12 protein-coding genes are annotated in these 11,869 nt (G+C 72.7%); 6 read left to right on the top strand and 6 right to left on the bottom strand.

The window, feature by feature from the left end:
* Nucleotides 1-8 precede the first annotated feature (8 nt).
* From DEI85_RS06140 to DEI85_RS06125, 4 genes are all read left to right on the top strand, one after another.
* Nucleotides 9-758 (top strand): FadR/GntR family transcriptional regulator, encoded by a 750-nt coding sequence (locus DEI85_RS06140; protein WP_111124416.1) that lies wholly within the window; start codon nt 9-11, stop codon nt 756-758.
* A 133-nt stretch (nt 759-891) separates the two neighbouring features.
* Nucleotides 892-1,590 (top strand): class I SAM-dependent methyltransferase, encoded by a 699-nt coding sequence (locus DEI85_RS06135; RefSeq protein WP_111124415.1) that lies wholly within the window; start codon nt 892-894, stop codon nt 1,588-1,590.
* A gap of 10 nt (nt 1,591-1,600) precedes the next feature.
* A complete protein-coding gene (locus tag DEI85_RS06130) occupies nt 1,601-2,410 on the top strand; it encodes a DUF6807 domain-containing protein (protein ID WP_111124414.1) in 810 nt (269 codons plus the stop codon).
* The gene (locus DEI85_RS06125) at nt 2,407-2,892 is read left to right on the top strand and encodes a tetratricopeptide repeat protein (protein WP_110862841.1); all 486 of its coding nucleotides are present in this window, start codon (nt 2,407-2,409) and stop codon (nt 2,890-2,892) included. The genes DEI85_RS06130 and DEI85_RS06125 overlap by 4 nt, the downstream gene beginning before the upstream one ends.
* Nucleotides 2,893-2,898: 6 nt before the next feature.
* Here the strand turns inward: DEI85_RS06125 and DEI85_RS06120 are convergent, their stop codons facing one another.
* The gene (locus DEI85_RS06120; protein ID WP_111124413.1) at nt 2,899-3,804 is read right to left on the bottom strand and encodes an AraC family transcriptional regulator; all 906 of its coding nucleotides are present in this window, start codon (nt 3,802-3,804) and stop codon (nt 2,899-2,901) included.
* Between the two features lie 110 nt (nt 3,805-3,914).
* On the opposite strand from DEI85_RS06120, the gene DEI85_RS06115 reads away from it, so the two are divergent.
* Nucleotides 3,915-4,712 carry an SDR family NAD(P)-dependent oxidoreductase gene (locus tag DEI85_RS06115; RefSeq protein ID WP_111124412.1) on the top strand — a complete coding sequence of 266 codons (798 nt, stop codon included), beginning with the start codon at nt 3,915-3,917 and terminating at the stop codon, nt 4,710-4,712.
* 363 nt (nt 4,713-5,075) lie between these two features.
* Here DEI85_RS06115 and DEI85_RS06110 read toward each other — a convergent pair whose 3' ends face one another.
* Both DEI85_RS06110 and DEI85_RS06105 read right to left on the bottom strand, forming a co-directional pair.
* Nucleotides 5,076-6,488 (bottom strand): protein kinase domain-containing protein, encoded by a 1,413-nt coding sequence (locus DEI85_RS06110; RefSeq protein ID WP_181436455.1) that lies wholly within the window; start codon nt 6,486-6,488, stop codon nt 5,076-5,078.
* A gap of 192 nt (nt 6,489-6,680) precedes the next feature.
* Nucleotides 6,681-8,624: a glycoside hydrolase family 43 protein gene (locus tag DEI85_RS06105; RefSeq protein ID WP_111124411.1), complete on the bottom strand. Its 1,944-nt coding sequence runs from the start codon at nt 8,622-8,624 to the stop codon at nt 6,681-6,683.
* Nucleotides 8,625-8,728: 104 nt separating this feature from the next.
* Between DEI85_RS06105 and DEI85_RS06100 the strand changes: the two genes are divergently transcribed.
* Entirely contained in the window at nt 8,729-9,334 is a 606-nt protein-coding gene (locus tag DEI85_RS06100) for a dihydrofolate reductase family protein (RefSeq protein ID WP_110862837.1), read from the top strand.
* A 12-nt stretch (nt 9,335-9,346) separates the two neighbouring features.
* Here the strand turns inward: DEI85_RS06100 and DEI85_RS06095 are convergent, their stop codons facing one another.
* The 3 genes from DEI85_RS06095 to DEI85_RS06085 form a co-directional block, all read right to left on the bottom strand.
* Nucleotides 9,347-9,841, bottom strand: coding sequence for a hypothetical protein (locus DEI85_RS06095; protein WP_110862836.1), 495 nt, complete (start codon nt 9,839-9,841; stop codon nt 9,347-9,349).
* A 94-nt stretch (nt 9,842-9,935) separates the two neighbouring features.
* Nucleotides 9,936-10,799: an ABC transporter permease gene (locus tag DEI85_RS06090; protein ID WP_110862835.1), complete on the bottom strand. Its 864-nt coding sequence runs from the start codon at nt 10,797-10,799 to the stop codon at nt 9,936-9,938.
* Complete coding sequence (locus DEI85_RS06085) at nt 10,796-11,728, bottom strand: ABC transporter ATP-binding protein (protein WP_071406056.1); 933 nt, start codon at nt 11,726-11,728, stop codon at nt 10,796-10,798. The genes DEI85_RS06090 and DEI85_RS06085 overlap by 4 nt, the downstream gene beginning before the upstream one ends.
* Nucleotides 11,729-11,869: the final 141 nt, after the last annotated feature.

The raw sequence follows: 11,869 nt of genomic DNA, 5'->3' as shown, positions 1-11,869 counted from the left end.
CTCACTGCATGCCCGCGTTCAGCCCGGACGACCCCCTCAACATCCGACTCGAACTCGAGTCCGTGCCCGTCGGGTCCCCCGCCTCGGTGGTCGCCCGACAGCTCGTCTCGCTGCTCACCGCCGGCGAGCTGGCCCCCGGTTCACGGCTGCCCTCGGAGCGGATCCTGTCCGAGCGGCTCGGCGTCGGACGCTCGGCCGTCCGTGAGGCCCTCGCCGCCCTCGAGATCCTGGGCATCGTGCAGATCCGCCCCGGCTCGGGCACCTACCTGCGAGGAGGCACCTCGGACCTGCTCCCGACGACCCTGTCGTGGGGGCTCATGCTGGCGTCGAACCGCACCCGCGAGCTGCTCGAGATCCGGTCCTCGCTGGAGCGCACGGCCGCGATCCTCGCCGCGCAGCGCGCCACCGACGAGCAGATCACCGAGCTCGGCGAGTACCTGGTCCGGCAGGAGGAGACCCTCGACGACCCGCAGACCTTCATCGACGCCGACGTCCGGTTCCACGTCCTGCTGGCGCGGGCCTCGGGCAACGACGTGCTCGCCGACCTGCTGCAGAGCCTGCGCTCGATGCTGAGCGTCTGGGTCGCGCGGCGCGTGCAGACCCGGCAGGCGACCGAGGCCGCGTTCCACGAGCACCGCGCCGTCTTCGAGGCCTTGCGCGCCCGCGACGTGTCCGCCGTGCAGCGCGCGATGGACGCGCACATGGCCACGGCGAGCGCCCGCATCGAGCACGCCGAGCCACTGCCCGCCGACGAGTAGCGGGCGGCGCGGCGCGGCGCGCGCACGATCGGGGCGGACGGGAGGCCCGGGTCGCGCCCGCCCCGCAGGTTCGGTGTTGCCGGGTCGGCAACACCGCTTGGGTCCGGCCCGGCCGGTGCGCTGGAGTAGGTGCATGCACACCCACCACGACGGCTCCGCCGCCGGATCTGCCACCGATGCCATCGAGGCCACCGAGGCCACCGCCGCACCGTCCGCTCGGGAATGGTGGGAGGCCCGCTACGCCGAGCGCGACGGCATCTGGTCCGGCCGGGTGAACGCCGTGCTCGCCTCGGTGACGTGGGGGCTGCCGGTGGGGCGAGCGCTCGACCTCGGCTGCGGCGAGGGCGGCGACGTGGTGTGGCTCGCCGAGCAGGGGTGGGACGTGACGGGCATCGACCTGTCCGTGACGGCGCTCCAGCGTGGTTCGCGCGCTGCCGTCGCCGCAGGGGCGGAGGACCGGACGGCGTTCGTCGCCGCGGACCTCGACCGGTGGGACACCGCCGCACGGTTCGACCTGGTGACGGCGTCGTTCCTGCAGTCGTGGCCGGTGGAGATCCCCCGAGCCGACATCCTGCGTCGGGCCGCCGGCTTCGTCGACGCCGGTGGGCACCTGCTCGTCACTGCACACGCCGCTCCCCCGCACGACGACCTGCCGCCCGAGCTGCGGGAGTACCGGTTCCCCTCGCCGGCCGACGACCTCGCCGCCCTGCAGCTCGACGACCGGTGGGACGTCCTGGTCGCCGAGGTCCGGCCGCGCACCGCGACGACGCCTGACGGGGACCCGCACGAGGTCCTCGACAGCGTCGTGCTCGCCCGACTGACGCGCGGGTAGCGTCGGTGGTGTGAGCACCGACGACGGCATCCGCGCACTCGTGGTGCACGATGTCGAGGTCGCCGTCGAACGCAACGGCGCCGGCACGATCGCCACGTCGTCCCCTCGGCCGTACCTGCACCCGGTCCGGACCCTCGGTGGCACCGTCGTCAGCGCGCACCACCCCGGCGACCACGACTGGCACTGCGGCGTCGGCGTCGCGATCCCCGACGTCGACGGCGTGAACTGCTGGGGCGGCCGGACCTACGTCCAGGGGCTCGGCTACGTGTGGCGCGACGACCACGGCTCGGTGGAGGTCGTGCACGCCGAGCAGCACGACACGACGTCCACCGAGGAACTCGTCTGGCGGGGCCCGAACCGCACGGTGGTCCTGCGCGAGGACCGCACCCTGCGCTGGCGCGCGGTCGAATCCGGGTGGGAGCTGTCCTGGTCGTCGTCGTTCCGCGCCCCCGGTGACTCCGCCGTGCACCTCGGTGGGCCGGGCAGCAACGGCCGGACCGGAGCGGGCTACGGCGGCTTCTTCTGGCGGTTCCCCGAGTGCACGGGGGTCGTCGTCCGGACCGCCGACGCCGAGGGCGAGACCGCCGCGCACGGCTCGATCGCACCCTGGATCACCTGGTCGGCGGTGTTCGACGGCGGGCCGGCGACGATCCGGATCGAGGCCGTCGACCACCACGACCCCTGGTTCGTCCGCGCCGAGGATTACCCCGCGATCGGCTCGGCCCTGGCGTGGGACACCCCCGCCGTCGTGCAGCCCGGCGCACCGCTGGTCCGCTCGTTCCGCGCGACGATCAGCGACGGCGGTACGCTCGCCGGATGAGCACCGGGGACTGGGAGTCACGCGTCGCGGCGCTGTGGGACGACGACACGATCGACGACCAGCAGCGGATCGAGCGGATGCGCGACCTCGCCGCCGACGCTCCGCATCCCGCACTCGGCGCGTTCGAGCTCGGCGGCGCCTTCGACTCGGGCGGACACGAGGGCGATGCCGACGTGCAGTACGCCGCCGCGACCGCAGCCGGCCTGGACTCCGTCGACCCGGACCGCGCCGCCAGGATGGTCGTCCAGCACGCCTCGACGCTGCGGAACCTCGGCCGGATCGACGCGGCCATCGCGATGCTCCGCGACGCGCCGGGACACCCCGCCACCGGAGCGGCACCGAGGGTGTTCCTCGCGCTCGCACTGCACAGCGCGGGCCGCTCCGCCGAGGCACTGCGCGTCGCGATCGAGGCCGTCGAGCCGACGCTCCCCCGGTACCACCGGTCCGTCCGTGCCTACGCGGCGGCCCTCACCGAGGACTGACGCGCCTCAGGCGATCGCGACCTCACCCCGCGCGAGCAGTTCACGGGCCCGACCGGCGTCGGCAGCCGGTGGCCGGCCGTGCAGGGCGCGGTAGTCGCGCGAGAAGTGCGAGGCGCTCCGGTACCCCACCGCCGCCGCAGCCTGGGCGGCGGTGTCACCGAGCACGATCATCCGCCGCCGGGCCTCTCCGAGCCGCAGCCGCCGCAGGTACTGCACAGGGCTCATGCCGGTGACCTGCCGGAAGCGTGCGAACAGTGTCGACTCGCTCGTCCGGACCGCCGCGGCCAGGCCCGCCACCGACCACGGGTCCGCCAACCGGTCGGTGAGCAGGGCGGTGGCCGCTGCGACGAAGTCGCCGTCCCGGTTGCCGATCGCGGCCAGGATGCGCGGTGCCTGGTCCGTCTGCAGCAGGCGGAGCACGACCTCGCGGGTGACGAGCGGGGCGAGGACGGCCATGTCCTCCGGAGCATCGAGCAGTCCGACGAGTCGGGAGAACGCGTCCGCCAGGGCCGGGGTCCAGCTGCCGAGTCGGGCTGGCGGCGCCTCGTCCTGGTGGGGGCGGGACATCGCCCTCGCGACCTCGGCCACCACCGCGGGGTAGAGCTGCCAGACGACCGCGACGAACCCCGCGGGCGGTTCGACCTCGACCACCCCGGCGATCACCGGCAGGTCGACGGGCGTGATGATGAAGCGGTCGCGACCCCAGAGCTGGTCGTCGTCGCCGACGATCGAGCGCTTCCGTCCGGCGAGGACCATCGACACCGACGGCGCGTAGCGCTGGTACCCGAGGTCGGTCGGACGGTCGACCCTCGCCAGGCGCAGTCCAAGCCGTGCGGCGCGCTCCGTGTCGTCGAGGTGGGCGAGGACGCTCTGCAGGGCACGGTCCAGCCGGTCCGAGGTGACGTCGTCCATGTGCCCATTCTGTCGAGCCATCCGACGCGAGGGGTGCCCGTGCAGGATCCGGCAAGCACTCCGGAGTCCTGGGCAATCACCGCCGGGTCCGTCGGACCGAGCATCGGAGCATGCAGACCAACGAAGCACTCCTCGACTCTCTGACCACGGACGCCCGACTGGCCGGCCGCACCGCGCTGGTGACCGGCGCCTCGAGCGGCATCGGCGAAGCCGTCGCCCGTGTCCTCGCCGCTTCGGGCGCCAACGTCGGCGTCGCTGGCCGGGACCCGGGGCGCACCCAGGCCGTCGTGGACACCATCATCGCGGCTGGTGGAAGCGCGGTCGCCGTCGTCGGCGACCTGGGCGCCCGCCCCGATGTCGTCCGCGACTTCGCCGCCCGCGCCACCGAGGCCCTCGGCGGCCGGGTCGACGTCCTCGTCAACAACGCCGGCGTCTACCCGGTCGGACCGACCGCACTACTCCCTGACGAGGACGCCGAGGCGCTCTGGGCCACGAACGTCCGCGCGCCGCACGTGCTGGTCGGAGCGCTGGCTCCTGCGATGGTCGAGCGCGGCTCGGGCATCATCGTGAACATCGGCTCGTGGATGTCCCGCGTCGGCGTCCCGTTCACGGCGCTCTACCCGGCGACGAAGGCCGCCGTCGAGCAGCTGACCCGTGCCTGGGCAGCCGAGTTCGGACCGCACGGCGTCCGGGTGTCGACCGTGTCGCCCGGGGCCACCGTGACGCCGGGGAACGCCGACTCGCACGACGTCCTCGCGCAGATGACGGCGGGCACCCCTGCCGGAGCACCCGTCCGCCCCGTCGACGTCGCGTTCGCCGTGCGCTGGGTGGCCTCCGACGAGGCGAGCTTCGTGCACGGCGGCACGATCGACGTGGACGGCGGCCTCGCCGCGACCCGCCTCGGCTGAGCCCGCCCCGTACGAGCGGGCGAAACACCCGGGTCGGCACGCGGAGGCACCCCGGCATTCCGCCCGCTCGGCACCGCCAGCCCACGCGAGCAAACCCCCACCACCACGAACGGGCGAAACACCCGCGTCGGCACGCGGAGGCACCCCGGCATTCCGCCCGCTCGGTAGGGGTCGGTCAGTCGGGCACCGGATCCCCGAGCGGTCACGACACACCGCTGGCAGGTGGTCGAGTGGCCAGGGACCGTCGCGCGGGAGCGCGCCAGGCGACCGGTCGTGACCGCTCGGCGGACGGCGTGCGCGCGGCGGTGGTCGCGACCACCGCACGGACGGGAGGCGCGGTGCGGGCTGGCACCGGGCCTCCCGTCAGGCGGTGTGGTCGCCGACCACCCGCGGGACCGGCAGCGAGTCGCTGGTCGTGCGGAGGGACTCCTGGCGGATCTCGAGCTGCGTGACGGCGAGCGCCGCCAGGTCGCGGAGGTTGGCGAGGTCGTCCTCGGTCGCCTGCCGCGGGCGGGTGTCGAGCACGGCGAGGGTCCCGATCGGCGCGCCGTCGTGCTTGACGAGCGGGACGCTGACGTAGAAGCGGATGCCGAGCGGGCCGGTGACCAGGGGGCTGTTGCGCATCTCGGGGTGCGCGGAGCCGTCCGGGATCACGACGGGGACGGGCACCGGCGCGAAGCCGTTGCGGAAGCTGATGCTCCGCGCCGCCTCGTCGACACCCTCGGCGATGTACGACTGGGACCACTCGCGGTCCTCGTCGAGCACCTCGACCAGGGCGATCGGGGCGTCGAAGAGCCGGGCCGCCATCGCCGTGGTGCGCTGCAGCGACTCGTCGGGCAGGGTGTCGAGGGTCGCCGGGCGGTCGGTCTCGGGGCGGGTCGGCACGGGGGCCGTCTCGTCCGTCGGCTCGACGACGTGGTCGGCCGTGGCGGTCTCGGCGATCACGACGTCGCGGAGCATCATGACCAGCTCGGCCCCGAGGGGGCGGGCCGCGGGGTCCTGCGCGGTCATCGCACTGAGCAGGTGCTTCCAGTGCTCGGGCAGGGGCTCGGGCACCACGGGGTCGCGGGAGAGCCGGGCGACGGCGGACTCGACGAGCGAGCCCGGGAACTCGCGGCGGCGGGTGAAGCACTGCAGCAGCACGAGGCCGAGCGAGTAGACGTCGCTCGGCGGGCCCACCTCGCCCCCGCGCGCCTGCTCCGGGCTGAGGTACGCGGCGGTGCCGGTGGTCACGCCGTCGGCGGTCAGGCGTTCGACGCCGGCGGCGAGCGCGATGCCGAAGTCGGTCAGGCGAGCGCGGGCGCGGTCGGAACCGTTGCCGTAGTCGACGAGCAGGATGTTCGACGGCTTGATGTCGCGGTGCACGACGCCGTGAGCGTGGATGTAGTCGAGGGCCTCGGCCATGTCGTAGCCGATCTCGGCGATGTGCCGGGAGGCGAGCGGGCCGACGGCGAGGCGCTCCTCGAGGTCCTGCCCCACAACGAGCGACATCACGATGTAGCGCTGCTGCGTGCCGTCCTGCCCGGTGACGACACCGGCGTCGAGCAGGCTGACGAGGTTGTGGTGCTCGAGCGACGCCAGCACGCCGAGTTCGGCCTCTTGCCGGGCGATGTCGACGATGCCCGCGTGGAAGAGCTTGATCGCGACCGGGCGGTGCAGGCTCTCGTCCACACCCCGGTAGACGACGGACATGCCGCCCTGGCCGATCGCCTGCTCCAAGCGGTACCGACCGTCGAGCAGCGGCGCGCTCGCGTCGTGTTCCTCCGTCGGGATCATCCAACCCTCGTTCTCGGCTCCGGCACCAACGATGCATCTTCGCATCCCGACGGGTATCTCGTTCACCGGCGACGTTCTCCGGCTGAACGCGCGCCGTGCGGCGTGCAAGACACCGGTGTTCGCAGGTCGAACACGCGCGGACCGCGGTTCGACCTGCGAACACCGGTGTCTTCAGCGCAGCCACGCGCGCCCTCAGCGACGCGTCGCGACCGTGCTCACGCGGAGGTCCTCGAAGGTGCTGGTGAAGCCGGAGCCTCCGAGTGAGATGAGCCCGACGCGGGGCGTACCGCCGAGGTCCGCCGTCCAGGTCCCGCCTCGGACGAAGTGCCGCCCGTCCAGACTGGTGTACGCCGTGTACCGGTCCTCACCCCGGACCTCGCGGTGGACGATCCGGAGCGTGGTGGTGTCCCCGACCGGACCGACGACCATGTTCCCGTAGCTCGGCGCTCCGGCCGGTTGCCCGGACACCTGCTTGCCGAACTCGGTCTGGCGCGTGTTGAAGATCGAGTTCGAGGTGAGCCGGACGTAGTTGCCGTCGTCGCCCCAGACGATCAGGCCGCCCTGCACGTAGTTCAGGCCGTCGCCGGTCGTCGGGGTGTCCACACCGACCGTGGTCTGGAGCACGTAGTCCCCACGGGGCGCCGGTTCGGACAGCACCGATGCGAGCGGCGTCGCAGGCGGGTGGATGTCGGCGTCCTGCGTCTGCCAGCGGAACGTGCCGTCGGCGACGGTCCACGTGGACGGGGCCGGCTCACGCGTCCAGGCGAGCCGGGCAGGCAGCGCTCCGGGCTCCGCTCCCGGCTGCGCGGCACCGTCGAACGAGGTCGACAGCGCGCGGATCGTCCGACCGGGCACGTCGACCGGGGCGGTGGACGCCCGGTACGTCGGTCGTTGGCCCGGCTGCGCCACCGGCCCCGGCTGCACCGTGTCGGACGGGCCGGCACCACCGCGGACGACCGGCCAGCCGCCCTGCCAGTCGAGCGGGTCGATCAGCGCCGGCCGCTTCGTGTAGGTCGGCTGCCCCGCGTAGTACGGGTCGTTGCGGTCGGCCGCGTGGTAGATGATCCAGTCCTGGCCGGCGAAGTCGGTGACCACGGTGTTGTGGCCGGTCCCGACCCACCGGTTGCCGTTCTGCGCGAGCAGGGGCGTGCCACCGACCCGGGTGCTCGTGATCGCCACACCGTCGCGGTCCGTGAACGGTCCGAGCGGGCTGCGTGACCGGGCGACGAAGACGCCGTAGCCGGTCAGGGCGCCGTTGCAGCAGTTCGTGGCGGAGCCCATGAAGTACCACCAGCCGCCGTGCCGCATCAGGTACGCGCCTTCGTAGCGGTTGTCGATGGCGATCTGCCGCTCGGTCGACGGGTCGGAGCGCAGGCCGTCCGCGCTGAGCCGCCGGACGTTCACGCCGCCGAAGTAGCTGCCGAAGTACAGGTAGGTCGTGCCGCCGTCCGTGATGACCTCGGGGTCGAACGCCCACCGCGCTCCGTCCCCGTTCGGTGCGGTCTGCGGTGCCACGACGGGGCCGCCGGAGTCCTTCCACGGACCCGTCGGGCTCGAGCTCGTCGCCACCCCGACCGCGGAGCCGCCGCCGGTCGGCCCCGTCGCCGACGGGGTGTCCGAAGCCGCGTAGTACAGGTACCAGGTGCCCGCCCGGCCACGGTCGCCGGCGCGGTACACGACGTCCGGCGCCCAGATCCCGTTCGCGTCGCCCACCCAGTCGGGCTTCGTCGGGAACGCGTCGTTCACGTACGTCCAGTGGGTCAGGTCGGTCGACCGGTAGGTGGGCACCGCGTGCTGCACGAGGGACCCGTCCGGGTTCTGCTCCGTCGCGGTGAGCGCGTCGGTGGTGCAGTACAGGTACCAGTTGCGGTCGCGTCCGGCTCCGTGGATCACGGTCGGGTCCGCGCAGCTCGCCGCCGTCTGCCCGTCGGGCAGGCTGAGCGCGACCGGGTTCTGGTGGCTGGGCGCGGCACGGCCCTGCCGGCTGGCGGCACTCGACGCCACGGTCGTGGTGGTGGTCGCCCGGGTGGTTCCGCCCGGCACCGCGGACGCATCCGCTGGTCCGGCCTGGAGGCCCGTGGTCGCGACGCCGAGGAACGTCACGACGGCGAGGAGTGCGGTGGACGATCGGCGCATGCCTGACCTGCTCTCGTCGTTGAGGGAGGTACTGCTGGAGGGACTGCGGGTGTCGACGGGCGACGTCCGCGAGCGTACGCTCGGCTCGACGAAGGAGTCATGCCATGCCCGCGAGGTTCGTCTACTGGATCAACGCCTCGGTCGACGGTTTCGTCGAACGCGCACCCGGCGAGCACGACGGCCTGGAAGGACCCGACTGGATGCGGATCGACGAGCCGCTGCACCGCGAGTTCAACGCCCGGGCGGCGGCCATGACCCTGTCCGTCGAGGGACGGGTCGTGCGCGACATGATGGACCCGTTCTGGCCCGACGCCCGGCACGACGAGTCGATGCCGCAGTACCTGCGCGAGTACGGCGAGATCTGGACCGCGCAGCCGAAGGTCCTGGTGTCCCGCACCCGGACCACCGCCGACCACGACACCCGGGTCATCGGTGGCGACGGCGACGCGATCGCCGAGCTGGCCGCGATCCGCGCCGCCGGCGAAGGCGACATCGGTGTGGGTGGGCCGAGCATCGCGAGTCAACTGCTCGATGCCGGGCTGCTCGACGAGGTCATGCTCTTCACGCACCCGTCGGTGCTCGGTGCCGGCCGGCCGCTGTTCGATCCGCCGCTCTCGGGGCACCGGCCGCTCGTGCAGCTCGACCTGCTCGAGCAGCAGCGGTACGACAACGGCGTCACCCTGCACCGGTACGACGTCCGGCGGTCCTGAGCGCTCGCTCGGTCAGTCCTCGGCGGGCTCTGCGCCGATCACGCGGACGTTCCAGGCGCTGTCCCGGTCGCTGTCGAACCCGTTGAAGGAGATGCTGTCGACGTCGGCACGCCAGGTTCGCCGCAGGTCGATGCGTTGCTCTCCGTCGCCGCAGGGCATCGACTCGGTGATGTGGTTCCGCGACGTGCTCCCGGAGACGACCATGACGGAACCGCTCATGTGCCCGTCACCGAAGCACGAGAACTCGAGGTGGTCGACCGTTTCCGGGTGCGCGAACGTGATCGTGATGCCACGGTCGATCTCGTCGTCATTCCCCGTCGCGCTCTGCCCGGCGGATTCCGGGGCGTACATCGCACCGAGGTCCCGGTCCGAGTCCGAGTCGGTGGCCATCTGCCGCTTCTCCCAGGCGTGCAGCGCAGCCTCGTCGACGGGCGGCGGCCCGGCGCAGCCGGCCAGCAGGAACACGCCCGCGATCGCGGGCAGGAGCAGGGCGGGAACGGAACGCACGCTGTGAGCCTACTGACGCTGTGGACCCGCACCGCGAACGACGGGAGGCGCGGCGCCGGCTGGCACCGCGCCTCCCGGCCGTGGGGTGGTCGCGTCAGACGTCGCGACGGCGCGCGAGCGTCAGGGCGAGGCCACCGATGACCAGGACCTCGGCGGCGAGGACGCCGAAGCCACCCCAGCCGTTCAGCACGACTCCGCCGTCGTCGGCGGGGCTCGCGCCGTCGTACGAGTAGGCGTAGAGCTGGCCACCGGCCATGTCCGGCAGGAACGCCGCGATGTTCGTCGGCCACTCGACGTTCATCAGCCCGGCCATCAGGTTCAGCACCACCGGCAGGACCAGCAGGATGCCGAGCGTGATCGCGATGCCACCGGCGCTCGACCGGACGAGCAGGCCGATGCCGTAGGCGAGCAGTGCCAGCAGGGTCAGGAAGACCGACGAGCCGAGGATCGGCAGGAACACCGACGGGTCACCGATCTCCGGCTCGACACCGTTGCCCGCCAGCAGCGGGAGCGAGATGAGGACGCCGATCCAGGTGGCGACGGCGCTGACCACGAACGTCGTGACGGCGAGGACGGTGGCCTTCGCCAGGATCACGCCGGTGCGACGCGGGTCGGCCGTGAAGGTCGAGCGGACCTGGCCCGTGCCGTACTCACCGGTGATGATGAGGACGCCGAGCACACCGACGACGAGCGACGAGAGCAGGACGCCGACGGTGTTGGCGTTCACGACGGTGCCGTTGGCGATGTCCGTCGGCAGGTCCTGGCCGCCGCTGTTCGTGTTCGCTCCGACGAGCGCAGCCATGCCGATGGTGACGACGACCAGGATCGCGTAGCACCAGAACGTGGACCGGATGCTGCGGAGCTTGATCCACTCGCTCCGCACCAGGTGCGGGAAGGACAGTTTGGTGGAGCCGTGCATCCGGGTCGACGGCGTGGTGGGCGAGGTGGTGGCGCTCATCGGGTGCCCTCCGATCGGTACTCGACGTCGTCGCGGGTGAGGGCCATGTAGGCCTCTTCCAGGCTCGCGCCGGTCGGGGTGAGTTCGTGCAGGGGGACGCCGGCCTGCGCGGCGATGTTGCCGACCGTCGGCGCGTCGGGGCCGACGACGAGGAACGAGCCGTCCTCGCGCTGGGTGACCGCGGCGTTCGGGCCGATCGCGTTGAACAAGCCGTTCGGGTCCGGGGTGCGGACGATGACGCGGCTGACGGCGGCATCGGTGCCGGCAGCGGCGCCACCACCGGCGACGAACTCGGCGATCGGGGCGTCGGCGAGGACCTTGCCCCGGCCGAGCACGACCACGCGGTCGGCGGTCTGTGCCATCTCGCTCATCAGGTGGCTGGAGAGGAACACCGTGCGGCCGTCGGCGGCCATCCGGCGGGCGAGCTGTCGTACCCACACGACGCCGTCGGGGTCGAGGCCGTTCACCGGCTCGTCGAGGATCAGGGTCTTCGGGTCACCGAGCAGTGCGGCAGCGATTCCCAGGCGCTGCCCCATGCCGAGCGAGAACCCGCCGACGCGCTTCTTCGCGACGGAGTCGAGGCCGGTCATGTCGATGACCTCGTGCACGCGGGACTTCGGGATGCCGTGGGTCGCCGCGAGGGAGAGCAGGTGGTTGTAGGCGCTGCGCCCCGAGTGGACGGCCTTCGCCTCGAGCAGGGCGCCGACCTGCCGGAGCGGGTCGCGGAAGCTCGTGTAGGGCTGGCCGTTCACGGTGGCGCTGCCCGACGTGGGCCGGTCGAGCCCCATGATCATGCGCATCGTGGTGGACTTCCCGGCGCCGTTGGGCCCGAGGAAGCCGGTCACACTGCCGGGACGCACCACGAAGGAGACGTCGTCCACGGCGGTCTTCGGACCGTACTGTTTGGTGAGATGGCTGACTTCGATCACGGCCTCGACGCTACGGGAGGGGCCGTCGGCGCCGCGTCCGCCGTTGGGGGGAGATGCGTGCTCCCACAGGGTGACGCGGGGCTGACGCGGACGCGGGCGGGTCGCGCTGGTTTTCGCGCGTCGCGCGCGGGCTTTCGCGCT

The organism is Curtobacterium sp. MCBD17_026 (genome assembly GCF_003234895.2).
Taxonomy (GTDB): Bacteria; Actinomycetota; Actinomycetes; order Actinomycetales; family Microbacteriaceae; genus Curtobacterium; species Curtobacterium flaccumfaciens.
The sequence above is the reverse complement of the archived record's forward strand: the minus strand, read 5'-3'. Positions and strand labels throughout refer to the sequence as shown.